This window comes from Burkholderia sp. S-53 (assembly GCF_025560745.1).
GTDB classification, from domain to species: Bacteria; Pseudomonadota; Gammaproteobacteria; order Burkholderiales; family Burkholderiaceae; genus Burkholderia; species Burkholderia pyrrocinia.
Map to the genome: position 1 here is coordinate 1,337,440 of NZ_CP090483.1, position 25,078 is coordinate 1,362,517.

A 25,078-nucleotide genomic window follows, 5' to 3' on the forward strand; every position below is an offset into this window, starting at 1 on the left:
CTTGACCGCGTCGAAAGCCCCGCACGGACGAGATTGGTTTCGAATGAAGCAGTGTGGCGAAGACCTGGCGTCGCGTCATGGCCCGTCGACGCGATCGTCGAGTAACCGCGTTGCAGGGCCGGACCGATGGTAGAATGCGCTCCGCCCTCTTGCCGGGGTGATGAAATTGGTAAACATAGCGGACTTAAACGATTGAGTGCCCGGTCGGAAACGATCGGTGCAGAACCCTTCAAATTCGGTGAAACCCCTGATGCGCGCATCGAGGCAACGCCGAGCCAAGCCTCGCGGCATCCGCGAGGAAGGTGTAGAGACTAGACGGGGGGCGCCTAAGGCGCACGGGCAGCGGTTACGCCCGCGTGCGACGGCGAAGGCATAGTCCAGCGCACGAACGGCTTCGCCCACGCGACGCCGGCTTTGAAAGAAGCAGTGTGACGAAAATCCGCCGCCTTAACTGGCTTGCCGGTTCAAGTCCGGTCCCCGGCACCACGATCGCTTTCAGGCGATTCGACGACGGTTCAAAAACCCGCGAGAAGCCAGGCGCTCGCGGGTTTTTTGTTTTTGCGGCGTGGCATCGGATGCGTTTGCGGTCCGCGGGCATGCAGCGCGCATGCTTCTTCCGCACACGTTGCAGCTCGATACTCGTAACGATCACCTTCGGGGGCGGGTCGGTCATTCGATCGATCGGGCGTCGTTCACCACGTCAAGAACGAAACGAACGAGAAGGTCGTCCATATCATGGTCCAGGCGAGCGGTGTACCGGACATCGTGCCTGGGCGGATCGTATCGTCGGGGCAAACCCGCGCAACGCCATTCCTTCAGATCAGGCCCATTGCCGACGCCTTGAGCGTCGCTGCCGCGCGCGTCGAACATCCAAGCTTGCGAAACACGCTTTCGATGTGCGTGCGTACCGTGCTCGGGCTGATGGTCAATTCCCGCGCAGCCTCCTTGTTGCTCGCTCCGCGCGAGATCACGCGCAGCACGTCGATCTCTCGCGCGGACAGGCCCGTACCGGACGGTGCGCTGCTGGATACACGTCTGGCGACGGGGATGCCTGCGGACGTCAGCACACCGACCGCTTCGCCGCATAGCCGGCCATTTGCGGCCTCGTCTCGCAGCAGGTGGGCGGCCGCCTCGTCGGTCAGCGCGGCGCGCCAGGGGCGTGGCGATCGCAACGCGACCCACGCGACGGACGCAGCCAGCACGCGCGCCTCCAGTGTCAGCGCAGGCGCGTGCGCGCCACGGAAATACCCCGAACCGTCCAGCCGTTCGTACGCATACGATGCAAGCAGGGCGGCCCGGCTCAGCGCGCCGGACGGTTTGCCGGCGCGTTCCGTCCAGTACGGTACCAGCCGCACCTTCTCCCACGCGCTTGCCGGCAAGGTCGTGGACAGGTTCCATACATGGTTGGGTACGGCGGCCCTGCCGATGCCGTGAATCAGTCCGGCCTGGTAAACGAGCGAGCGCCCGGCGTCATCCGGTTTGAGTTGCGCATGACACCCGGCCGCCGTCACCGCGACCGCACGCGAAAAACCCGTCATCCACGGCAATTTCAGGTCGATGATGTCGGCGATCAGTTCCGCGGATGTCATCCGCTGCATATCGGACGTCGCCAGCGCGATGTCGAAGTCGGCCGGCGACGTGCGTTCAAGCTCCGCCAGCCAGGCTTCTGCGTGACGTATCGTCGTCTCGACGAGGTGCGCCGGGTACCGCGAGTCGGCACGCCGCTCGATCAGCCCCAGTGCCCGCTCGACGCCGTACGTGCGACTCCACACCTCCAGATCGCCGGCAAGCGCAACGACCGGCACGGCGACGGGCACCTGTTCGCGTGCGAGTTGCGCAGGTACGCCGGTGCCGTCCCAGGCTTCGAAAATGTGACGCAGCGCTGTTTCGGTCACCATCGAAAGACCCAGTATTCGCGCGACCTCGCCGGATACTTCGCAGTGGATTCGCGCGAGTTGCAACATCGATGCACCGGCGCTTCCGATTGCCTCGGCCATACCGGGCCTGTTCTCGAGCATCGCCATGCGGATCGCGATGTCGTCGCCGAACACCTCCGCGACACCTGCTGCATTCGCCGTGCAACCCGACCAGCGAAGCAGCGACACCTCGCGAACCGTATCGCAAGCCGATGCCCCCAGTCCGGCCGCGTCCGCGAGTCGTACACCCAGCCACGCGGTGCGAAGCGAATGGTCGGTCGGTTGTCCCATGCTCAGATCGCCGATGAAAGCGATGGCCCTCACGGAATCGAATATGCGCAGTGCGGCGTGGCTGGCTTCGGCGTCGAACATCGGACTCGGCTTGGAAAATCGCTGGGACGAGCGAACGATCATACGCGAGGGTACGGGGGTGTGCGCCCCGCTGCGTGACGCTGTCCGGGGTCGGTCATTTGACCGATCCCGGACAGCTCGGACGATCGGGACAATCTGTCTGCATGCGGAGCAAGTGAAACGCAAGACCGTTTGAATGCTTCCGTGTGCCGCGGATGTCGCCGGTGTTGCCGGCGTCGCGGCGATCGGGATCAACATTTTCAGAAGGAGTTGTCTTATGCCTCATCCCATTTCCGCTCTGGGTGCCGGTCACACCATCGTCAGCCTCGTGACGTTCGCCGCGGGCCTCTACAGCTTCGCCCGATATCAGAAGATCGACAGCGCGACCCGGTCCGCCAGGATTTACCTGGCAGGGATGGCGATATCGGTGTGCACGTCGTTCGGCTTGTCCAGCACCGGCGGCTTCAATGTCGGGCATGCACTCGGCATCCTGGCGCTGATCGCGACATCGGGCGGACTCCTCGTTCCGCGAATCGAAGCGCTGGGGCGTGCGCGGCCGTACCTGGCGCAGTTCGCCTTCTCGTTCAGTTTCTTTCTGTTGCTGGTCCCCGGAATCAACGAGACGCTGACACGGCTGCCGATCGGTCACCCGCTTGCGAACGGCCCCGAATCCCCCATCGTGCGCGGATCGCTCACCGCGTGGCTGGGTATCTTCGTGCTTGGATCGGTGTTGCAGTTTGTGCGGCTTCGGTCGTACCGCAGCCGTACATGAATGCTGGGGTGTTCTTCATCGCAACAGCCGCTTGCGGCGGAAACGACAGGGCGGCGGCATATGCTGAAGGACTGCGCGATGAACCCTACGTTCGGTTGAACAAGGAGCAGGCAACGAAGATGAAGGCGGTTGTGACGACCGGTGCCGATCGGCCCTGGGAAGTCCGGGAGGTCCGGTTCCAAAAGTCGGGCCGGGGCAGGTGCTGGCGAAGGTTCATGCGTCCGGGATGTGCGGCACGGGCGACGCACCGCGCACCACCGGATTTGCTTCGCAGGGCGGACATGCGGAGTACATCGCCGTGGCAGCCGAAGGGACGGTGTTGTTGCCCGACGGGCTGGCGTATGTCGATGCAGCGCCGATGATGTGCGCCGGCCATACGACGTGGAGCGGCCTGCGCGATGCGGCGCCGCAACCGCATGAGACGGTCGCCGTGCTCGGCATCGGCGGCTTGGGACACGTGGCGCTGCAACTGTCGGTATTCACGCCTGAGCAAGGCAACTGAAACTGAAAGTCGCCGGGTGGATACGCCCCGGATCCACCCGGCAAGCGCGCGCGACCGGTTCGCCGTGACCGCCACGCGCGCGCCGATCGAGGCGACGCGCGCTCGATCGACAGGGATCTTCCGCGATCGACATTCCATCTGATCTTCGCAATCGCCCGCTTCAGGGCGGGATGACGGCGCCGTCCTGCGCACCCGATCCCGGTTTCGGCATCGATCGCGGCGGCCTCCGCGAATTCTCGTCAGGCACCGTTCGCCCGGGCACGGCAACGCGTGACCGCCAGCCGCGACAGGCATACCGATCCGCCATCCCGCGCCTATCATGGCAAATATGCTCACCGCGATCGAGCGGGTTGGTCATCGACGGCCGGCGCGGCATTGCATAGATTCCCGAGGTTGGCGTGCTTATCCGCGCGCCAGCCCGCGCGCAGGCCGGGAACCGGCCGCGCGTTCCTATCAGCGTGAGACACAATCGAGCGTGGAGACGACACGATGAGCCTGTCAGAGCCATTGCGTCTGCATGTGCCGGAGCCCACCGGGCGCCCGGGCTGCAAGACGGACTTTTCCTATCTGCATCTATCGCCGGCCGGCGCGGTCCGCCGCCCGCCGATCGACGTTGCCGCGGCGGACACCGCCAATCTCGCCCGCAGCCTCGTGCGCGTGCTCGACGACCACGGCAATGCCCTCGGCCCGTGGGCGCCGGACCTCGACGAAACGCGCCTGATCGCCGGGTTGCGCGCGATGCTCAAGACCCGCATTTTCGACGCGCGCATGATGATCGCGCAGCGCCAGAAGAAAATCTCGTTCTACATGCTGAGCCTCGGCGAAGAGGCGATCGGCACCGCGCACGCGATGGCGCTGCGCGACGGCGACATGTGCTTCCCGACCTACCGGCAGCAGAGCATCCTGATCGCGCGCGACGTGCCGCTCGTGCGGATGATCTGCCAGCTCATGTCGAACGAAGGCGACCCGCTGAAAGGGCGCCAGCTCCCCGTGATGTACTCGGATCGCGACGCGGGCTTTTTCTCGATTTCCGGCAACCTCGCGACGCAGTTCATCCAGGCGGTCGGCTGGGGGATGGCGTCGGCGATCAAGGGCGACACGAAGATCGCGTCCGCGTGGATCGGCGACGGCGCGACGGCCGAAGCCGACTTCCACACCGCGCTCACGTTCGCGCACGTGTACCGCGCGCCGGTGGTGCTGAACGTCGTCAACAACCAGTGGGCGATCTCGACGTTCCAGGCGATCGCGGGCGGCGAAGGCACGACGTTCGCGGGGCGCGGCGTCGGCTGCGGGATCGCATCGCTGCGCGTCGACGGCAACGACTTCCTCGCGATCTACGCGGCGTCGAGCTGGGCGGCCGAACGCGCGCGCCGCAATCTCGGCCCGACGCTGATCGAGTGGGTGACCTACCGCGCCGGCGCGCATTCGACGTCGGACGACCCGACCAAGTACCGGCCGAGCGACGACTGGTCCCATTTCCCGCTCGGCGATCCGATCGCCCGTTTCAAGCGCCACCTGATCGTCAAGGGCATCTGGTCGGACAGCGCGCACGACGCGCTGACGGCCGAGCTCGAGGCCGAGGTGATCGCCGCGCAGAAGGAAGCGGAGACATACGGGTCGCTGGCCGACGACCGGATTCCGTCGCCGGCCTCGATGTTCGACGACGTGTACAAGGAGCTGCCCGCGCATCTGCGCCGCCAGCGCCAGGAACTGGGAGCATGACCATGGCGCACCAAGAGACAGGTACGGCGACGCAGCCGATGACAATGATCCAGGCGCTGCGCTCCGCGATGGACGTGATGCTCGGGCGCGACAGCGACGTGGTCGTGTTCGGGCAGGACGTCGGTTATTTCGGCGGCGTGTTCCGCTGTACCGAAGGACTGCAGAACAAATACGGCAAGTCGCGCGTGTTCGATGCGCCGATCTCGGAAGGCGGGATCGTCGGCGTGGCGGTGGGGATGGGCGCGTACGGGCTGCGCCCGGTGTGCGAGATCCAGTTCGCCGACTATTTCTACCCGGCCTCCGACCAGATCGTGTCGGAAGGCGCGCGGCTGCGCTATCGCTCGGCTGGCCAGTTCACCGCGCCGATGACGATCCGGATGCCGTGCGGCGGCGGCATCTACGGCGGCCAGACGCACAGCCAGAGCCCGGAGGCGATGTTCACGCAGGTGTGCGGGCTGCGCACGGTGATGCCGTCGAATCCGTACGACGCGAAAGGGCTGCTGATTGCGTCGATCGAGAACGACGATCCGGTGATCTTCCTCGAGCCGAAACGGCTGTACAACGGGCCGTTCGACGGCCATCACGAACGGCCCGTCACGTCGTGGCTCAAGCATCCGGCGAGCGCGGTGCCGGAGGGCTACTACACGGTGCCGCTCGATTCGGCCACCGTGGTGCGACCCGGCAGCGACGTGACGGTGCTGACGTACGGCACGACGGTGCACGTGTCGCTCGCCGCGGCCGAGGAGACGGGCATCGACGCGGAGGTGATCGACCTGCGCACGCTGTGGCCGCTCGACCTCGACACGGTCGTCGCGTCGGTGCGCAAGACCGGGCGCTGCGTCGTCGTGCACGAGGCGACGCGCACCTGCGGCTATGGCGCGGAACTGGTGTCGCTGGTTCAGGAACATTGCTTCTACCACCTCGAGGCGCCGGTCGAGCGCACGACGGGCTGGGACACGCCGTATCCGCATGCGCAGGAATGGGCGTACTTTCCGGGCCCGGCCCGGGTCGGCGAAGCGTTGCGACGCGTAATGGAGGCGTGAAATGGGGATTCATGTCATCAAGATGCCGGACATCGGCGAAGGGATCGCCGAGGTCGAGCTGGTGGCCTGGCATGTGGAAGTCGGACAGACGATCAAGGAAGACCAGCCGCTCGCCGACGTGATGACCGACAAGGCGGCGGTCGAGATTCCGTCGCCGGTGTCGGGCAAGGTGCTGGAACTCGGTGGCCGGATCGGCGAGATGATGGCGGTCGGCAGCGAGCTGATTCGTCTCGAGGTCGAAGGCGGTGGCAACCTGAAGGCGGGGGCGCCGGTGCGAGAAACAATGGTGGAAACCGCACCGGTTCAGGCTGCCGCGGCGGCAAGGCCGGCACCTGTGGCCGACGCGCCGGCTGCATCGCCGGTGGCTGCTGCGGCGCCGCGGCACGCGTCGAACCGCGCGCCCGCGGAGCCGCGTCGTGCGGAACGTGCCGAACCTGCGCCGCAGCCGCGCGCGGCGCTCGCGCCGGGCGAACGGCCGCTCGCGTCGCCGGCCGTGCGTCAGCGCGCGTGGGACATGGGCATCGAGCTGCGCTATGTGCGCGGCACGGGCGAAGCCGGCCGGATCATGCATGCCGATCTCGATGCGTATGCGAAGACCGGCAGCGGTGCGGCGCGTGCGTCGCAAGCGCACGGCTACGAAGAACGCAACGACGAAACCGAAGTGCCGGTGATCGGCCTGCGGCGCGCGATCGCGCGCAAGATGCAGGAAGCGAAGCGCCGCATTCCGCACTTCAGCTACGTCGAGGAAATCGACGTCACCGAGCTCGAAGCGTTGCGCGCGGACCTGAACCGCCGCTACGGCGACGCGCGCGGCCGGCTCACGCCGCTGCCGCTGCTGATCCGCGCGATGGTGATCGCGCTGCGCGACTTCCCGCAGATCAACGCGCGCTTCGACGACGAAGCGGGCGTCGTCACGCGCTACGGCGCGGTGCACATGGGCGTCGCGACGCAGACGGACGGCGGCCTCACGGTGCCCGTGCTGCGTCATGCGGAAGCGCGCGACGTGTGGTCGATCTCCGCTGAAATCGCGCGGCTCGCCGATGCGGTGCGTGCGAACCGCGCGCAGCGCGACGAATTGAGCGGCTCGACGATCACGATCTCGAGCCTCGGCGCGCTCGGCGGCATCGTGTCGACGCCGGTCATCAATCATCCCGAAGTCGGCATCGTCGGCGTGAACCGGATCGTCGAGCGGCCGATGATTCGCGACGGCGCGGTCGTCGCGCGCAAGATGATGAACCTGTCGTCGTCGTTCGACCATCGCGTCGTCGACGGCGCGGACGCGGCCGAATTCATCCAGGCCGTGCGCGGGGTGCTCGAACGCCCGGCACTGCTGTTCGTGGAGTGAGCGCGATGAAAAACGAACACACCACGCTGCTCGTGATCGGCGGCGGCCCGGGCGGCTACGTCGCCGCGATCCGCGCCGGCCAGCTCGGCATTCCGACCGTGCTGGTCGAACGCGACCGGCTCGGCGGCACCTGCCTGAACATCGGCTGCATTCCGTCGAAGGCGCTGATCCACGTGGCCGACGCATTCGAACAGGCGTGCGGCCAGGCCGGCGAAGCGGCGCTCGGGATTCGTGTGCGCACGCCCGAGATCGACATCGCGCAAAGCGTCGCGTGGAAAGACGGCATCGTCGACCGGCTGACGCGCGGCGTCGGCGCGCTGCTCAAGAAGAACGGCGTGCGCGTGCTGCACGGCGACGCGCGCTTGATCGACGGCAAGACCGTCGAAGTCGTCGCCGGCGGCCACGCGGTGCACATCGGCTGCGAACACCTGTTGATCGCGACCGGTTCCGAACCGGTCGAGCTGCCGTCGATGCCGTTCGGCGGGCATGTCGTGTCGTCCACCGAGGCGCTGTCGCCCGCGACCTTGCCGAAGCGGCTGGTCGTCGTCGGGGCCGGGTATATCGGGCTCGAACTCGGAATCGTCTATCGCAAGCTCGGCGTCGATGTCAGCGTCGTCGAAGTGGCGGAACGCGTGTTGCCCGCGTACGACGCCGAACTCGCGAGGCCGGTCGCGGATTCGCTCGCGCGGCTCGGCGTCGGGCTGTGCCTCGGCCACAAGGTGCTCGGGCTCGCGGACGACGGCGCGGTGCGCGTGCAGGCGGCCGATGGCGCGGAGCGGACGCTGCCCGCCGATCGCGTGCTGGTCGCGGTCGGCCGCCGGCCGCGCGTCGACGGCTTCGGGCTCGAAACCCTGCTGCTCGACCGCAACGGCCGCGCGCTGCAGATCGACGACGAATGCCGGACGTCGATGCGCAACGTGTGGGCGATCGGCGACGTGGCCGGTGAGCCGATGCTCGCGCATCGCGCGATGGCGCAGGGCGAGATGGTGGCCGAGCTGATCGCCGGGCGGCGCCGCAAGTTCATGCCCGCGTCGATCCCGGCGGTGTGCTTTACCGATCCCGAGATCGTGACGGCCGGTTGGTCGCCGGACGACGCACGTGCGGCCGGCGTCGATTGTCTGAGCGCATCGTTTCCGTTCGCGGCGAACGGGCGTGCGATGACGCTGCAGGCGACCGACGGTTTCGTGCGGGTCGTCGCGCGGCGCGACAACCACCTGATCGTCGGCTGGCAGGCCGTCGGGCGCGGCGTGTCGGAACTGGCTGCCGCGTTCTCGCAGTCGCTGGAGATGGGCGCGCGGCTGGAAGACATCGGCGGCACGATCCACGCGCATCCGACGCTGGGTGAAGCGCTGCAGGAGGCGGCGTTGCGTGCGCTGGGGCATGCGTTGCATGTCTGACGTGTGGCCGCCAAACGGAGCCGCCGGTGCGCAACGCGCGCATCGGCGGCGTTCCGGTTACGGCGCCGGTGCCGCATGACGCGGCCGAGCGAGCTAGGTCACGAGTGCGGTCTGTAATTTTTCGAGATGCGGGAAGGTTGCCGGCGCCACGTCGGCCGACGATCATGTCGATAGCCGGAAACCGGGCCGCTCCCGGCCCGCCAACACCGGCTCCATACGGAAGAACCGGACATGAAACTGCTGCTCGTCGGCGCGACCGGACTCGTCGGGCGCCACGTCCTCGAAGTTGCGCTTGCCGATGCGCGGGTCGATCACGTGGTCGTGCTCGCGCGCCGGCCGTTGTCGCCGCATCCGAAGATGCGCGCGCTGGAGGTCGACTTCGATCATCTGCCTGACACGGCCGACTGCTGGCAGGCCGATGCGGTGATCTGCGCGCTCGGCACCACGATGCGCACCGCCGGCTCGAAGGCGGCATTCCGGCGCGTCGATCACGACTATCCGCTCGCGGTCGCGCGGCTCGCGCACCGGCACGGCACGCCGGCCTACGTCCTGAATTCGGCGCTCGGCGCGGATCCGGCGTCGAGCATCTTCTACAACCACGTCAAGGGCGAAGTCGAACAGGCGCTGGCCGGCGTCGGGTTCGCGTCGCTCACGTTTGTGCGGCCGGGCCTGATCGGCGGCAACCGCGACGAATTCAGGCTCGGCGAGCGGCTGCTGGTGTTCGCGTTGAACGTCGCCCGCCCCGTGTTGCCCGCGAAGTGGCGCGTGAATCCCGCGTCACGGATTGCGCGCGCACTGGTCGACGCTGCGATCGATGCGCGGCCGGGCGTGCAGGTCGTCGCATCGGATCGGCTCGTTTGAAGCGGAGCGCGCGGCGCACCGTCGGCGCCGCCGCGCGGCACGCACCGGTTATTGGCCCGCGAAACCGTCGAGCCTGCCGAACTGTTCGGCGAGCGCTGCCGTGAACGCATCCAGCGCTTCGCTGCCGTCGCAGTTTCGCGGCGTCGCGAGCTGGAATTCGACCGTATGGCTCAGCTTGTTCGCGAGCAGCCTGCGCATCTTGCCGGCCGCGACCCACGGCGCCGCGACGTGGTCGGGCAGGAAGCCGACATGCGCGCCGGACAGGATGAAGATCACGTCGGCATCGACGTTTTCCGAGAATGCGGTCGGCTGCGCGTTGCGCAGCGCCGAACCCGACGTGTTCGTCTTGTAGAGCCGCGCGACGTTGCTGGTGCGCGCGATGTCATTGACCGACACGGTCTTTTTCGCAAACAGCGGATGCCGCGCGCCGCAATGCAGCGACTGGTGTTCGACGAACAGCGGTGCATAGTGCAGCCCGGCCTGGTGGCCCGAGAAATAGCCGATCGCGAGTTGCAGTTCGCCTTTCAGCAGCCTGCGCTCCAGCTCGTCGGGCGGCACCGCGATCATCTCGATCAGCACGTCCGGCGCCTGTTCGCGAAAACGGCCGACGGCCGCCGCGATCGATTCGACGACGTCCGGCGCGAGCCGCTCGGACAGGCCGATGCGCAGTTCGCCGAGCAACGTGCCCGACACGTGCTGCGTATCGCGCGTAAATACGTCCATCGCCTGCAGGAGCCGCCGCGTCGACTGCAGCACGCGTTCGCCCTTCGGCGTCAGCCGGAACCCGCTTTTGCCGCGGTCGCACAGCCGGAACCCCAGGCGCGTCTCGAGCTTGGCCATCTGCGTGCTGATCGTCGAAGGCGCCATCCCGAGCGTGCCCTGTGCGGCGCTGAAGCCGCCGCTTTCGACGATCGTCAGGAATAGACGCAGCAACTGCAAATCCATGTCTCTCAGTCGGGTCAGCATGGCGATACATCGCGTTTCGTGAAGTCGGCTTATGTTAGTTCATATTTTTCGTTGGATGCGCTGACGGCAGAATCGGGCACGAGGTCGCCAGCCGTGCGGCCGAGTTCCCCTTCAGCCAGGAATCCGACGATGAGCCACAACGATCTCGCGTTCACGCGCGACAGCCTTTACGGCACGCAGGCCGAACCCACCTTCGCGGGCGCGACGAGCTTCATGCGCCGGCGTTTCAGCCGCGATCTCGACGGCGTCGACCTTGCGATCACCGGTGTGCCGTTCGACGCCGCGGCATCGCACCGGCCCGGCACGCGCTTCGGCCCGCGCGGGTTGCGGATCGCGTCGACGGGCATCGCGTGGGAGCGCCCGTGGCCGTGGTCATTCGATCCGTTCGACGTGCTGGCCGCGGTCGACTATGGCGATTGCGCGTTCGATCTCGGGCAACCGGAATCGGTGCCGGGCGCGATCGAGCGTCATGCCGATGCGATCCTCGCGCGCGGCTGCGCGATGCTGACGCTCGGCGGCGATCACTTCATCACATATCCGCTGCTGAAGGCGCATGCGAAGGTGCACGGGCCGCTGTCGCTCGTGCATTTCGATGCGCATACCGACACGTGGCCCGACCGCGACGTGAAGCGCATCGATCACGGGACGATGTTCTATCACGCGGCGCGGGAAGGGTGGGTCGTGCCCGAACGGTCGGCGCAGATCGGCATCCGGACCACCAACGACGAGCCGATGGGATTCGACATCCAGGATGCGCGTCGCGTGCATGCGTCGACGCCTGCCGCGGTCGCCGCGCGCATTCGCGAGCGCGTCGGCGATCATCCCGTGTACCTGACGTTCGACATCGACTGCCTCGATCCGGCGTTCGCGCCGGGCACCGGTACGCCGGTCGCGGGAGGGCTGTCGAGCCACCAGGCGTTCGAGATCCTGCGTCACCTGGAAGGCATCAACCTGGTCGGCATGGATGTGGTCGAAGTGTCGCCGCCGTACGATCATGCGGAAATCACGTCGCTGGCGGGCGCGACGATCGCGCTGGAACTGATCTGCCTGTATGCATCGCGCCGGCGGCAGAACAAGGCAGATTCGATCGATGGGTGAAATCGCCTGGCGCCGGGCCGTTCCCGACGACGCGGCCGCGCGCATGACGGGATGCGCCGGCCGGCTCCCGGTGCATCGTCGATTCGTAAGAATGTTTCGTCGCACAAAGCGATAGCGCGCTCGCGACACGCGCGCTGAACTACGATGGAGACATTGCATCCATCGTCCTCCGAACCGTGTGCACCCACTACCGCGCCCCCGGTGAAGACCCGGGCATCAGCGAGCTGAAGATCGGCATCGGCGATCTGTACCGCCGCGACCCGTGGGCACCCGACGTGTATCCCGATTACACGGCGCCGGTCGCGTGCGCCGACGGCGACGGCCTTGCGGTCGTCGCGGCCGTATTCGGCTTCTGGCCGAAATTCATGCAGCCCGAGCGGCTCGACGAGAACGGCCGGAAAAAAAAGAAGCTCGATACCGTGAACGCACGTGCGGAAACGGTCGGTTCGTCGCGGCTCTACGCTCAGGCCTGGCGTAACGGACAGCGCTGCCTGATTCCGGTGCACTGGATCTGCGAGCCGTGTTACGAGACGGGCCGCAACGTGTGGCACCGGATCGGCGTCGACGGGTGGCAGCCGTACTGCGTTGCCGGTATCTGGCGGCGCTACGCTGGCGACGACGGTCGCGAACGCATCGGCATGGCGATGCTCACGGTGAATGCCGACGATCACCCGGTGTTCGCGCGCATGCATCGCCCGGGCGACGAGAAGCGGGCCGTCGTGATCCTGCGCCGCGACGACTACGACGAATGGCTGCACGCGCGCGACGTCGAAGCCGCGAGGCGCATGCTGAACCCGTTCCCTGCCGACGACATGTCGGCCGCGCCTGAACCGGCGCCGCCGGCTGGTGCCTGACCTTTCATTTTTCCAACGCTCGAGCGACGGCCGATCCGGTCGGACGCGCCCCGATTATTCGGACAATTTCCAAAATGGGCCGATTCCGGGTAATCACCGATATCTCGCAAGTTGTATATACAAGATCATCCGCTGGCAATGTCGGCACACGTCGTGTCGCTTGCGCGCCAGCGTGCAGACCGTGCGAGCGTGGCGCATGCCGGCGATCCACGGCGCCCCGCACCCGAAGCGCCGAAAGGGCGGCTCGCAGATTACGTCCCTTACAAACCATTTGCGGTCCTGAGTATTTTGGAGATTTCCCCCGTGTCAACGAATCCCAGTGGAAAAGCCGGCGGCCTGATCGAGGTTCGCTCGATCGACTTCATTCCCGACGCCGAGCGCCACGGCGGCCTGCTGAGCCAGTTCACGCTGTGGCTGTCGGCGAACATGCAGATCACGGCCATCGTCACGGGCGCGCTCGCCGTCGTGCTCGGCGGCGACGTGTTCTGGTCGCTGGTCGCGCTGCTGCTCGGCCAGCTCGTCGGCGGTGCGGTCATGGCGCTGCATGGCGCGCAAGGTCCGCAGCTCGGGCTGCCGCAGATGATCTCGAGCCGCGTGCAGTTCGGCGTGTACGGCGCGATGATCCCGATCGTGCTCGTGTGCCTGATGTACATCGGCTTTTCCGCAAGCGGCTCGGTGCTGGCCGGGCAGGCCGTCGCGCAACTGCTGCACGTCGACGACGCGGCCGGCATCCTGCTGTTCGCGGCCGTGATCGTCGTGCTGACCGTGTTCGGCTATCGCGCGATCCACTTCGTCGGCCGGATCGCGAGCGTGGTCGGCATCGTCGCGTTCGTCTACATGTTCTCGCAACTGTTCGCGAACCACGACGTCGGCGCGCTGCTCGCGAACCGGCATTTCTCGCTCGCGAGCTTCCTGCTGTCGATGTCGCTGTCGGCGTCGTGGCAGATCGCGTTCGGCCCGTACGTCGCCGACTATTCGCGCTACCTGCCGCGCGCGACATCGTCGGTCGCGACGTTTCTCGCGGTCGGCCTGGGCTCGGTGATCGGCGCGCAGGCGGCGATGGTGTTCGGCGTGTTCGCGGCCGCGCTGGCCGGCGGCCAGTTCGCGCACCATGAAGTCGCGTATATCGTCGGCCTCGGCTCGACGGGCGCCGTGGCCGCGTTGCTGTACTTCAGCATCGCGTTCGGCAAGGTGACGGTGACGGCGCTCAACGCATACGGCAGCTTCATGTCGATGGCGACGATCGTCAGCGGCTTTCGCGGCAAGGGCGCGGTGTCGTCGAAGAGCCGTCTCGTGTACATCTTCGGGATGATCTGCGTGTCGACGCTGATCGCGCTCGCGGGCCGTCATTCGTTCCTGAAGGAATTCACCGCGTTCATCCTGTTCCTGCTCGCGTTCTTCACGCCGTGGAGCGCGATCAACCTGGTCGACTACTACTGCTTCACGCGCTCGCGCTACGACGTGCCGGCGCTGTCCGATCCGGATGGCCGCTACGGCCGCTGGAACGTGATGGCGATCACGATCTACGTGGTCGGCATCCTGGTGCAGTTGCCGTTCATGTCGACGCACATCTACACCGGCCCGCTCGTCGACGCGCTCGGCGGCACCGACATCTCGTGGATCCTTGGCCTGATCGTGCCGGCCGTGCTGTATTACATCGGCGCGCGTGCGTCGCGACGCAGCATCCCCGAACGCCTGATCCTGCCGCTCGAACGCGGCGAAGCTCACCACTGACGACGCGTATCGCGCATCGGGCCGGCGGGCAGCCGGCCTGAGCGTCGCGTCGAGCCGGGCGCTGCCTGCGCCGGGCTCTCCTGCACATTCCCTTTCCCGCGATGCCGTGCGGCGTGATCGCCGCGCCCGGCATCGTTTCATTCTCTTTCCATTGAATAGTATGACTAAACAAATGAAAGCCCGCGGCAGCGATTCCCGGGCACGGCCGGTGCACGCCGGTCTTCGCATGACGGTAGCGGCCGCGTGCCTCGCCGGTTCGGGGGCTGCACTCGCGCAGGACGGCGTCACGCTGTACGGCGTGATCGACGAATTCGCGCAATACGTGAATACGGGCAACGGCTATACGGCGGCGATCGGCTCGGGCGGCCAGTGGGGCAGCCGGTTCGGATTGAAGGGCGGCGAGGATATCGGCGGCGGGCAGAAGATCGAGTTCGCGCTGGAGAACGGCTTCAACCCGAACGACGGCTCGCTGGCGAGTTCGGGCAGTATGTTCAACCGGCAGGCGTGGGTCGGCATCGCGGGGCAGTGGGGCAAGGTGCGCGCGGGCCGGCAGAATTCGCCGCTGTTCAACGACCAGGGCGGGCAGGATGCGTTCGGCGGCGTCACGCAGGCGTCAGGCATGGACAACCTGACCGTGTTCGCGTTCCGCACGAGCAATACGCTGTCGTACCAGAGCCCCGAGATCGCCGGTTTCCAGGGCGGGTTGTACTTCGGGTTCGGCGATGCGGGCGGTGTGCGCTCGGCAGGCTCCAGCCAGCAGTTCGACCTGACCTACGAACACGGGCCGTTCGCGGCGTTCGTCGCGGGCCAGTGGCTGAAGAACGCGACGGCGACCACGACCGATCGCACGATCATGGCCGGCGCGTCGTATGCGATCGGCAAGGCAACCGTGTACGGCGGTTTCTCGGCGGTGAAGTGGGCCGACTTCGGGATCGATTCGCGCGTGTACGGGCTGTCGGTCAAATACCAGTTCAACCCGGCGAACTATGTCGCGCTCGGTTACGCGTATCTGCACGACCAGTCGTCGCAGGGCAACAACGCGGACCAGCTCGGGCTGATGTACGAATACGACCTGTCGAAGCGCACGAGCTTCTACGGTGCGCTGTCGTACCTGCGCAATCGCAACCAGGCCGGCTACACGCTCGCCGGCGCGGCGAACCCCGGCCTGCCGCTCGCGTATCCGGGCGCGAATGCGCGCGGCGTGCAGCTCGGCATCGTGCATCGCTTCTGATGTCGTCGACGCGCCGGGCCGTGTGCGCCCGGCGCTTTCCCCGGGCGCGTTCGCGCCGCTACTTCCCCAGCCGCTCCGCGAGCGAATAGCGCTGCATGCAACGCTCCATCGCATCGAGAAACGCGTGCTCGGCCGCGTTCATCTTGCGGTCGCGATGCCACAGCAGGAATACGTCGACGTCGACGAGCCCGTCGTCGGGCGGCAGCCGCCACAGCCGCTGCTGCGCGATGTCGTCGCGCACGATGTGCTCGGGCAGGCAGCCGATCCCGTAGCCCGCGAAGATCAGCCGCCGCACTTCCTCGAGGCTCGGCGACGACGCGACGATGCGCCCCGTGAAACCCTTCTGGTCGCGGAACACCGTGAGCGGCGACAGGCTGTCGCCGATCTGGTCGCTCGTGAACGACACGAAATTCTCCGCGAGCAGATCGTCCATCCGCAGTTGCGTCTGCCCGAACAGCCGGTGATGGCGGCCGCAGTAGATCGCATAACGCTGGCGCAGGAAGCAGCGCATTTCCAGCTTGTCGTGCGGCGTGCGGCACAGGCCGAGCCCGGCCGTGGCCGTCTTCTGCAGCAGCGACGACAGGATGTCCGACGAGCGCATCACCTCGATCTGCAGGTCGATGCGCGGATAGGCGCGATGGAAGTCCGCGAGGAACTCGTCGTAGACGGGCGACTCGATGCGGCTCACCGTCAGCAGCCGGATCGAACCGGTCAGGTCGGCCGTGCTGTCGTCGATTTCGGTTTCGAGGCGCGAGATGCCGCCGTAGATGTCGCTCGCGATCCGGTACACGGCTTCGCCGGCCGGTGTCGGCGCGAAGTGCGCGCCACGGCGCTCGATCAGCCGGCGCTCGAGTGCGTCCTCGAGCCGCCGCAATGCCTGGCTCACGGCCGGCTGCGTCACGTGCAGGCGCGCGGCCGCACGGCTCACGCTGCGCTCCTGGATGATCACCAGGTAGGTGCGCAGCAGGTTCCAGTCGAGACGGTCGTTCAGGAACGGGGCGAGGTCGGGGCGCATCGGGTCTCCGGGCGAGGCGTAGTGGCGGGTATTAGTTGAATTTATACGGCGAATAATAACTTGAAATTTGACTAATGATTTGCGGTCGCCGATAAAGGAGGGGTGCCGCAGCGTGCGGCGCGAGGCCGCGCCAGACGGCCGTCATCACGATAGTGCGCGTCGCACCGCCGCGGCGCGCGTCAGGAGCCCGCATGACCCAGTCCCTTCCTTCCGCCCGCCAGCCGGGACGCGCCGCGACGGCCGCGTTCATCGGCACGATGATCGAGTGGTACGACTTCTACATCTACGCGACCGCCGCCGCGCTCGTGTTCGGCGAGCTCTATTTCCCGTCGCGCGACCCGTTCGTCAGCACGATGGCGTCGTTCGCGACGTTCGCGGTCGGCTTCTTCGCGCGGCCGCTCGGCGGTGTCATCTTCGGCCATCTCGGCGATCGCATCGGCCGCAAGAAGGCGCTGATGACGACGCTGATGATGATGGGCGTCGCGACCGTCTGCGTCGGGCTGCTGCCCGATTACTCGAAGGTCGGCATGCTCGCGCCGGTGCTGCTCGTCGTGCTGCGCGTGGTGCAGGGGATCGCGGTCGGCGGCGAATGGGGCGGCGCGGTGCTGATGGCGGGCGAGCATGCGCCGCAGGGGCGTCGCACATTCTTCGCGTCGTTCGCGCAGCTCGGCAGCCCGGCCGGGCTGATCCTGTCGCTGATCGCGTTCCGCGCGGTCACGTCGATGGACAAGGCCGACTTCCTCGCATGGGGCTGGCGCCTGCCGTTTCTCGCGAGCGCGGTGCTGCTGGTGGTCGGCATCCTGATCCGGCTCGGCGTGAACGAGTCGCCGGAATTCGCGCGCGTGAAGGAAGCGAACCGCACGGTGAAGCTGCCGGTCGCCGAAGTGTTCCGTTCCGCATCGGGGCTCGTGGCCCTCTGCATCGGCGCGAACACGATCGGGATCGCGGGCGTTTATTTCACGAACACGTTCATGATCGCGTACACGACGCAGTACGTCGGCGTATCGCGTTCGCTGATCCTCGACAGCCTGTTCGCGGTCGCGATCATCCAGTTCGTCGCGCAGCCGATCGCCGCATGGATCGCCGAGCGCATCGGCGGCGCGCGCTTCCTGAAGCTCGCGGCGCTGCTCGCGATGCTGTCGCCGTATCCGATGTTCATGCTCGTGCAGGGCGGCACGTCCGTATCGCTCGTTGCGGGCATCGCGCTCGCGGTCGTGTGCATGGCCGGTTTCTATTCGGTGATCGCGGGCTTCGTGAGCGACGTGTTTCCCGCGCACGTGCGCTATTCGGCGATCTCGCTCGCGTACCAGATCTGCGGCGCGATCGCCGGCGGCCTGACGCCGCTCGTCGGCACGTGGCTCGCGCATCGCTTCACGGGCCAATGGTGGCCGCTCGCGGTGTTCTACACGTGTCTCGCCGGCATCTCGCTGCTCTGCATCGTTGCGCTCGATGCGCGCCGGGCGGCGCAGCCGGCCGCCGCCGAAGCGCTCGGCTCGCAATGAACCTCTACGAACGAATTCATCTGGAGTGCACATGAAAGACCTGTTGGAAATCGACGGCGCACGTCTGTGGCAGAGCCTGGCCGACATGGCGCGCGTCGGCGCGACGCCGCGCGGCGGCGTGCGGCGCCTCGCGCTCACCGACGACGACCGGCTCGGGCGCGACCTGTTCGCGCAATGGTGCCGCGACGCGGGGATGACGGTGAGCGTCGATGCAGCCGGCAACCTGTTTGCGCGGCGCGACGGCGCCGATGCGCAGGCTGCGCCGGTGCTGATCGGCAGCCATCTCGACACGCAACCCGAAGGCGGCCGCTTCGACGGCGTGTACGGCGTGCTCGCCGCGCTCGAACTCGTGCGTACGCTGAACGATGCCGGCATCGCGACCGACAAGCCGCTGGAGATCGTGTCGTGGACCAACGAGGAAGGCGCGCGCTTCGCGCCGGCGATGCTCGGGTCGGCCGTGTTCACGGGCGCGTTGCCGCTCGCCGACGCGCTCGCGAAGCAGGACGCCGACGGCGTCACGCTCGGCGCGGCACTCGACGCATGCGGCTATCGCGGCACGCGCGCGACGGGCGGCGAGGTCGATGCGTATTTCGAAGCGCATATCGAGCAGGGGCCCGTGCTCGAGGCGAACGGCACGACGATCGGCATCGTCACGGGCGGGCAGGCGATCCGCTGGCTCGACGTGACGGTGACGGGCGTCGCCGCGCACGCGGGCACGACGCCGATGCCGTATCGCAAGGACGCGTATTTCGCGAGCGCGCAGATCGCGCTCGAGCTCGAACGGATCGTCGCCGGCTACGCGCCGCGCGGGCTCGCGACGATCGGGCAGGTCGGCATCAGCAATGCGTCGCGCAACACCATCGCCGGTGACGTGACGTTCACGGTCGACCTGCGTCATCACGACGATGCCGAAGTCGATGCGATGGAGCGCGACCTGCGCGAGGCGTGCGCACGCGTCGCCGCCGCGCGCGGCGTGCAGGTCGCGATCGACACCTGCTGGCGCAGCCCGGCGACGCCGTTCGATCGCGACTGCGTCGAGCTGGTCGCGCAGGCGGCGGCCGCGTTCGGCTACACGAACGAGCGGATCGTCAGCGGCGCCGGCCACGATGCGATCCTGCTCGCGCGCCGCTTCCCGACCGCGATGGTGTTCATCCCGTGCGTCGACGGCCTGTCGCACAACGAAGCCGAGGATGCGCTGCCCGACGACGTGACGCGCGGCACGAACGTGCTGCTCCATGCGGTGCTGGCGCGCGCCGGCATCGCGGTGCGCATCGAAGCGGCGACCACCGCGCACGGTGCATGACGCGGCGAACCGACGAGGACGAACGATGAAAACCTATTTCCATCCCGAACAACTGCTGCACCATCCGCGCAGCTACCTGTCGCGCGGGCAGATGCGCGAACCGCAGGAAGTGCCCGAGCGCGCGGCGCGGCTCGTCGCCGCAGTGCGCTCGCTCGACTTCGACGTGTGCGAGCCGGCCGACCGCGGCATCGCGCAGATCGCGGCCGTGCACGACATGAACTACCTGCGCTTTCTCGAGGACGCGCACCGCGACTGGAAACGGATGCCCGACGACTGGGGCGACGAAGTGATGTCGAACGTGTTCGTGCGCGAGCCGAACCCGCTGCGCGGCGTACTCGCGAAAGCCGCGCGCTACCTCGCCGACGGCAGTTGCCCGGTCGGCGCGAACACGTGGCGCGCCGCGTACTGGTCCGCGCAGGGCGCGCTCGCGGCCGCGGCCGACGTCAACGACGGCGCGCGCGAGGCCTACGCGCTGTGCCGACCGCCGGGCCATCACGCGCGCTGCGACGCGGCCGGCGGCTTCTGCTACCTGAACAATGCGGCGATCGCCGCGCAGTCGCTGCTCGGCCGCCATCGGCGCGTTGCGATCCTCGATACCGACATGCATCACGGGCAGGGCGTGCAGGAGATCTTCTACGGCCGCGACGATGTGATGTACGTGTCGATCCACGGCGATCCGACCAACTTCTATCCGGTCGTCGCGGGCTACGAGGAAGAGACGGGCGCGGGGGCGGGCGACGGCTTCAACCTCAACCTGCCGATGCCGCACGGCGCGCCGGAGTCGGTGTTCTTCGAGCGGCTCGACGACGCGCTGCGCGCGCTCGCGCGGTTCCAGCCCGATGCGCTCGTGCTCGCGCTTGGCTTCGACATCTACAAGGACGATCCGCAATCGCAGGTCGCCGTCACGACCGATGGGTTCGGGCGGCTCGGCGGCGCAATCGGCGCGCTCGGCCTGCCGACGGTGATCGTGCAGGAGGGCGGTTATCACCTCGACAGCCTCGACGCGAACGCGCGTGCGTTCTTCGGCGGGTTCGCCGCCGCGCGCTGACGCGGCAGCGCCGGATGGTGTGCGCCGTCCGTCCGCGCCGGGTCCCGGCACCGGATGGGCGGCGCTTACGAATTCGCGGTGGCCGGGGCGCGGCGCCGCTGCGTCATCTGCAGCACGACGAGCGCGAGTCCGGCCGCGGCGATCAGCCCGCCGACGAGCGGCACCGCCGCATAACCGAAGCCGGCCGAGATCGCCGCGCCGCCGGCTGCCGCGCCGACCGCGTTGCCGAGGTTGAACGCGCCGATGTTGACGGCCGACGCGAGCCCCGGCGCTTCGTGGGCCGCACGCATCACGCGCATCTGCAGCGGCGGCACGACCGCGAACGTCGCGATACCCCACACGAGCAGCGTGACGGCGGCGCCGGCGTGCGTGCTGGCGAGCAGCGGGAACGCGGCCATCGTCGCGATCAGCAGCAACAGGAAACCGACCAGCGTGCCGTCGAGCGAGCGATCGGCCAGGCGGCCGCCGGCGATGTTGCCGATCGAGAAGCCGACGCCGATCAGCACGAGCATCGCGGTCACGAAGCCGGGCGTCGCGCCGGTCAGGTGTTCGAGCGTCGGCGCGACATACGTGTAGAGCGTGAACATCGCGCCGGCGCCGAGCACCGTCGTCCCGAGTGCGCCGAGCACGACCGGGCGCGTCAGCACCGACAGTTCGGCGCGCAGGTCGGGCATCTTGCCGGCTGCGCCCTTCGGCAGCGCGGCGAACAGGCCGGCGATCGCGATCAGGCCGAGGCCCGCGGTCGCCGCGAACGACATGCGCCAGCCGATGATCTGGCCGAGCCAGGTCGCGGCCGGCACGCCGCCGACGTTCGCGATCGTGAGACCCATGAACATCGTCGCGACCGCGCTCGCCTGCTTGTCGCGCGGCACGAGGCCGGCCGCGACCACCGAGCCGAGCCCGAAGAACGCGCCGTGGTTGAGGCTCGTCACGAGGCGGGCGAGCAGCAGCGTCGTGTAGCCCGGCGCGAGCGCCGACAGCAGGTTGCCGATCGTGAAGATCGACATCAGCGCGATCAGCGCCGAGCGGCGCGACCAGCGCGCGAGCAGCAGCGTCATCAGCGGGGCGCCGACCATCACGCCGATCGCATAGGCGCTGATCAGCATGCCGGCCTGCGGGATCGACACGTGCACGCCGTCGGCGATCACGGGCAGCAGGCCCATCGGCGAGAACTCGGTCGTGCCGATGCCGAACGCACCGGCGGCGAGCGCCAGCAGCGGCAGCGCGGCGCCGCCGCGCGGGCGGGAAGGAGAAGAGGTCGTGGCGTTCACGCGATGGGCTCCTGTAATCGACGGACAACGGCACGGGGCCGTTGAGAACAGCGCGAAGTGTGCCTGCATTACTTTTGTGGAAAAAGCTGCGTGAAGGCGAAATTATCTTGATTTCATGTCAACAATGCGGAGCGCGTCCGGCGTGCGCGCGCGGCCCGCGGGCGGCGCTCCTGCGGGGCGGGCGAACGAAGGTGTCTTGTCTAAAAGGTTTTCGTAAAGAAAAGGGCGTGGTTTCCGGTTGTGGGATCGTGATCCGGCGGTGGTTCGCGACGGATTGACGAGCGTCCCGCGCGGCGATCCGGGAGTCGGCAGGCGACTGCACAGCAGCGTGTGGCCCGGGGGATCGAACGGGGCGTTCATGCGCAGGCTGCAACCCCTCGCGACCTGAAACCCTTTGCCGGCGCGGCGCGCGGGAAAAAAAGCCCCGGCCACAGGGGGACCGTGACCGGGGCGGAAACGCATCCTCTCTTTGGCACGAGGGCTGGATGCGCGCGAAGTATATTTCGGAGGATGACAATTCGAATTGGCGTTAAACGGCCGTTTTTGGTGTCAATTTAAAAATGCGGGCGCCAGCGTGTCCGTCGTCATCGCTTCAAAAGAATTTTTGCGGGCGTGATGCCGCACGTTTAGTGCGCTGCAACGGCTAAAACGTCGATGCAGCGGAGGTCGGAATCCGTTCGCGAGCCGGCGGCGCGAATCGCGTCGCCCGATCGCTCGTCGCGCGTGCCCGGCGCCCGACGCACGGCGCCCGACGCGCGACGCCCGATCAAGCCGGTTCGCCGGCCGCGTCGCGCACGGCCGCGAGAAACCGTGCGACGACGGGCGACGGTACCGCTGCCGCGCCGTCGAACACGAACTCGATGTCGAAGCGGCTCGCGAGTTCGTCGAGCGCGACGAGCCGAACCGTGCGCGGGCAGGTCGGCGACGCGCTTTCCGGCACGAACGCACAGCCCATCCCGGCCGCGACGAGGCCGATCAGCGTCGGGATGTCGCTGCCGACCTGCGCGATGCGCGGCATGAAGCCGGCCTGCTGGCATTGCGCCATCAGGAACCGGTGGTGTGCGGCGGAGCGCTGCGCGTCGAACCAGACGAACGGCTCGTTCGCGACGTCGGCCAGCGCGCGCGGCGCGTTGAAGCGTCCGCCGGGCGGCGCGGGCATCGCGAGCACGAAGCGGTCGCTCAGCAGCCGCACGCCCGACAGGTGCGGCGCCTCTTCGCGACGCCACGCCATGATCCCGGCGTCGAGCTGGCCGCGCACCAGCGCGCTCGCCTGTTCGGCCGACAGCATCGGCGCGATCGACAGTTTCACGTCCGGGCACGCGTCGCGAAACGTCTTGAGGACCTTCGCGACGATCGGCAGCGGCAGGCAGTTCGGCAGCGCGCCGAGCCGCAGTTCGCCGAGCTGGCCGGCCGCGCTGCGCAACGCGCGTTCGCGGCTGTCCTGCAGTGTCGCGAGCAGGCCGGTCGCATCCTGCAGGAAGCTCGTACCGGCCGCGGTGAGCGTGACGCCCGTCGCGCGGCGGATCAGCAGCGGCGTGCCGATCGCGTCCTCGAGTTCGCGAATCTGCCGCGACAGCGCGGGCTGGACGATGCCGGCCGCGCGGGCGCCGGCCATCACGCTGCCCGCTTGCGCGACGGCCACGAAGTAACGCAGGTGACGCAGTTCGATCTGGCGCATGCGGAGCCCGTTTCGGTGAATGGATATGCCTGTGAAGCATAGCAAACGCCATTCGATGGTATTGGAAGGCATGACGCGCGTGCCGTACGATGACCATCGTTGCCGCACTCGTCCGCGAGTCGCGTGCGTTTCCTGCGTTCCGACCGTGTCCCGCCCCATGCCGCTTCATATTCAGACCCCTTATATCCGCTCGCAAATCGCGTCCCGCCGGCTCGGCAGGACCATCCGGCTGAAGCTCGATGCGCTGCAGCCGTCGGGCTCGTTCAAGCTGCGCGGCATCGGTGCTGTTTGCGACGCGCGGCACGCGGCCGGCGCGCGGCGGTTCGTGTCGTCGTCGGGCGGCAACGCGGGCATCGCGGTCGCGTACTGCGGGCGCGAACTCGGCGTGCCGGTGCGCGTCGTCGTGCCGGAAAGCGCGTCGGCCCGCGCGCGCGAGCTGATCCGCGTCGAGGGTGCGGAGCTGGTCGTGCACGGCGCGAGCTGGGCGGAGGCGAACGCGTTCGCGCAGTCGGCCCTCGGCGAGCGCGACGCGTTCGTGCATCCGTTCGACGACCGCGTGCTGTGGCAGGGCCACGCGACGATGATCGACGAGATGGCGGCCGTCGGCCCGAAGCCCGACGCGGTCGTGCTCGCGGTCGGCGGCGGCGGGCTGCTGTGCGGCGTGCTCGAAGGGCTGGCGCGCAACGGCTGGCACGACGTGCCGGTCGTCGCGGCCGAAACGGAAGGTGCCGACTGCTATGCGCGCTCGCTCGCGCAGGGGCGCCCGGTCGAATTGCCGGCGATCGCGAGCATCGCGACGTCGCTCGGCGCGAAGCGGCCGTGCGACGCGGCGGTCGAATGGGCGACGCGGCACGAGATCCATTCCGTCGTCGTGTCCGATGCGGACGCGGTGGCCGCGTCTCTGCGGTTCCTCGACGAACACCGGATCGTCGTCGAGCCCGCATGCGGCGCCGCGCTGGCCGCGCTCGAGCGGCCGGTGCCGGTGCTGACGTCGGCATCGGACATTGCCGTGATCGTCTGCGGCGGCGTGACGGCGACCGTCGAGCATCTGCAGACGCTTCACGCGACGTTGCGGTAAGCCGGGAAGCCGGCACGCAGGTTGGTTGGGTGACGAAAGGACGAGCGTCGATTTGGGCGACCGCTGGCATCGGCTAAGCGCGGCTTGTCGCGAAGCGTGCAGACGCTGCGCGCGACGTTGCGGTAAACGGGGAAGCCGGTACGCAGGTTGGTTGGGTGACGGAAGGACGATCGTCGATTTTGGCGACCGCTGGCATCGGCTAAGCGCGGCTTGTCGCGAAGCGTGCAGACGCTGCGCGCGACGTTGCGGTAAACGGGGAAGCCGGTACGCAGGTTGGTTGGGTGACGGAAGGACGATCGTCGATTTTGGCAACCTCGGGCATTGGCTGCGCGTGGTTTGCCGCGAAGCGTCGATTTCACGTTCCCGTTATTGCAATGGCGGAAACGTAGCC

At 67.8% G+C, this 25,078-nt stretch carries 21 protein-coding genes; 15 read left to right on the forward strand and 6 right to left on the reverse strand.

From position 1 onward, the window contains the following. Window positions 1–815: 815 nt before the first annotated feature. Complete coding sequence (locus LXM88_RS11265) at window positions 816–2,288, reverse strand: HD domain-containing phosphohydrolase (RefSeq protein ID WP_262542253.1); 1,473 nt, start codon at window positions 2,286–2,288, stop codon at window positions 816–818. Between the two features lie 256 nt (window positions 2,289–2,544). Between LXM88_RS11265 and LXM88_RS11270 the strand changes: the two genes are divergently transcribed. From LXM88_RS11270 to LXM88_RS11300, 7 genes are all read left to right on the forward strand, one after another. After that, window positions 2,545–3,039 (forward strand): hypothetical protein, encoded by a 495-nt coding sequence (locus LXM88_RS11270; protein WP_262542255.1) that lies wholly within the window; start codon window positions 2,545–2,547, stop codon window positions 3,037–3,039. Window positions 3,040–3,337: 298 nt separating this feature from the next. Further along, window positions 3,338–3,541 carry a hypothetical protein gene (locus LXM88_RS11275; RefSeq protein WP_262542257.1) on the forward strand — a complete coding sequence of 68 codons (204 nt, stop codon included), beginning with the start codon at window positions 3,338–3,340 and terminating at the stop codon, window positions 3,539–3,541. A 489-nt stretch (window positions 3,542–4,030) separates the two neighbouring features. Continuing rightward, window positions 4,031–5,263 (forward strand): 3-methyl-2-oxobutanoate dehydrogenase (2-methylpropanoyl-transferring) subunit alpha, encoded by a 1,233-nt coding sequence (locus LXM88_RS11280; RefSeq protein WP_262542259.1) that lies wholly within the window; start codon window positions 4,031–4,033, stop codon window positions 5,261–5,263. Then, entirely contained in the window at window positions 5,260–6,306 is a 1,047-nt protein-coding gene (locus tag LXM88_RS11285) for an alpha-ketoacid dehydrogenase subunit beta (protein WP_412524135.1), read from the forward strand. The genes LXM88_RS11280 and LXM88_RS11285 overlap by 4 nt, the downstream gene beginning before the upstream one ends. A gap of 1 nt (window position 6,307) precedes the next feature. Continuing rightward, window positions 6,308–7,651 (forward strand): dihydrolipoamide acetyltransferase family protein, encoded by a 1,344-nt coding sequence (locus tag LXM88_RS11290; RefSeq protein WP_262542261.1) that lies wholly within the window; start codon window positions 6,308–6,310, stop codon window positions 7,649–7,651. Window positions 7,652–7,656: 5 nt separating this feature from the next. Next, on the forward strand, window positions 7,657–9,048 hold the full coding sequence (gene lpdA / locus LXM88_RS11295) for a dihydrolipoyl dehydrogenase (protein WP_262542263.1): 1,392 nt from the start codon (window positions 7,657–7,659) through the stop codon (window positions 9,046–9,048). A 231-nt stretch (window positions 9,049–9,279) separates the two neighbouring features. After that, complete coding sequence (locus tag LXM88_RS11300) at window positions 9,280–9,909, forward strand: NAD(P)H-binding protein (protein WP_262542267.1); 630 nt, start codon at window positions 9,280–9,282, stop codon at window positions 9,907–9,909. A 48-nt stretch (window positions 9,910–9,957) separates the two neighbouring features. Here the strand turns inward: LXM88_RS11300 and LXM88_RS11305 are convergent, their stop codons facing one another. Beyond that, on the reverse strand, window positions 9,958–10,875 hold the full coding sequence (locus tag LXM88_RS11305) for a LysR family transcriptional regulator (RefSeq protein ID WP_262542270.1): 918 nt from the start codon (window positions 10,873–10,875) through the stop codon (window positions 9,958–9,960). Window positions 10,876–11,004: 129 nt separating this feature from the next. Between LXM88_RS11305 and speB the strand changes: the two genes are divergently transcribed. The 4 genes from speB (at window position 11,005) to LXM88_RS11325 (ending at window position 15,792) form a co-directional block, all read left to right on the forward strand. Further along, entirely contained in the window at window positions 11,005–11,973 is a 969-nt protein-coding gene (gene speB, locus LXM88_RS11310; RefSeq protein ID WP_262542273.1) for an agmatinase, read from the forward strand. Window positions 11,974–12,149: 176 nt separating this feature from the next. After that, window positions 12,150–12,827 (forward strand): SOS response-associated peptidase, encoded by a 678-nt coding sequence (locus LXM88_RS11315; protein WP_262542275.1) that lies wholly within the window; start codon window positions 12,150–12,152, stop codon window positions 12,825–12,827. Window positions 12,828–13,130: 303 nt separating this feature from the next. After that, window positions 13,131–14,561, forward strand: a complete 1,431-nt coding sequence (locus LXM88_RS11320) for a purine-cytosine permease family protein (protein ID WP_262542278.1) — start codon at window positions 13,131–13,133, stop codon at window positions 14,559–14,561. Window positions 14,562–14,721: 160 nt separating this feature from the next. Next, window positions 14,722–15,792, forward strand: a complete 1,071-nt coding sequence (locus LXM88_RS11325; RefSeq protein ID WP_096472924.1) for a porin — start codon at window positions 14,722–14,724, stop codon at window positions 15,790–15,792. A 58-nt stretch (window positions 15,793–15,850) separates the two neighbouring features. Here the strand turns inward: LXM88_RS11325 and LXM88_RS11330 are convergent, their stop codons facing one another. After that, the gene (locus tag LXM88_RS11330; RefSeq protein ID WP_034183237.1) at window positions 15,851–16,807 is read right to left on the reverse strand and encodes a LysR family transcriptional regulator; all 957 of its coding nucleotides are present in this window, start codon (window positions 16,805–16,807) and stop codon (window positions 15,851–15,853) included. Between the two features lie 191 nt (window positions 16,808–16,998). Between LXM88_RS11330 and LXM88_RS11335 the strand changes: the two genes are divergently transcribed. The 3 genes from LXM88_RS11335 to LXM88_RS11345 are packed head-to-tail and all read left to right on the forward strand — an operon-like array spanning window position 16,999 to window position 20,660. Next, a complete protein-coding gene (locus tag LXM88_RS11335; protein WP_262542285.1) occupies window positions 16,999–18,309 on the forward strand; it encodes an MFS transporter in 1,311 nt (436 codons plus the stop codon). A 31-nt stretch (window positions 18,310–18,340) separates the two neighbouring features. After that, on the forward strand, window positions 18,341–19,612 hold the full coding sequence (locus LXM88_RS11340) for a Zn-dependent hydrolase (RefSeq protein WP_262542287.1): 1,272 nt from the start codon (window positions 18,341–18,343) through the stop codon (window positions 19,610–19,612). A 25-nt stretch (window positions 19,613–19,637) separates the two neighbouring features. Beyond that, window positions 19,638–20,660 (forward strand): histone deacetylase family protein, encoded by a 1,023-nt coding sequence (locus tag LXM88_RS11345; RefSeq protein WP_262542289.1) that lies wholly within the window; start codon window positions 19,638–19,640, stop codon window positions 20,658–20,660. Window positions 20,661–20,725: 65 nt separating this feature from the next. Here the strand turns inward: LXM88_RS11345 and LXM88_RS11350 are convergent, their stop codons facing one another. Together LXM88_RS11350 and LXM88_RS11355 are read right to left on the reverse strand one after the other, a co-directional pair. Continuing rightward, the gene (locus tag LXM88_RS11350) at window positions 20,726–21,931 is read right to left on the reverse strand and encodes an MFS transporter (protein WP_262542292.1); all 1,206 of its coding nucleotides are present in this window, start codon (window positions 21,929–21,931) and stop codon (window positions 20,726–20,728) included. A 766-nt stretch (window positions 21,932–22,697) separates the two neighbouring features. Continuing rightward, on the reverse strand, window positions 22,698–23,609 hold the full coding sequence (locus LXM88_RS11355; RefSeq protein WP_262542295.1) for a LysR family transcriptional regulator: 912 nt from the start codon (window positions 23,607–23,609) through the stop codon (window positions 22,698–22,700). A 157-nt stretch (window positions 23,610–23,766) separates the two neighbouring features. Here LXM88_RS11355 and LXM88_RS11360 point away from each other — a divergent pair, with 157 nt between their 5' ends. Next, on the forward strand, window positions 23,767–24,687 hold the full coding sequence (locus LXM88_RS11360; protein ID WP_262542298.1) for a pyridoxal-phosphate dependent enzyme: 921 nt from the start codon (window positions 23,767–23,769) through the stop codon (window positions 24,685–24,687). On the opposite strand, the gene LXM88_RS11365 is transcribed toward LXM88_RS11360, so the two are convergent. Continuing rightward, window positions 24,669–25,046, reverse strand: a complete 378-nt coding sequence (locus LXM88_RS11365) for a hypothetical protein (RefSeq protein ID WP_262542300.1) — start codon at window positions 25,044–25,046, stop codon at window positions 24,669–24,671. The genes LXM88_RS11360 and LXM88_RS11365 overlap by 19 nt on opposite strands. Between the last annotated feature and the right edge of the window lie 32 nt (window positions 25,047–25,078).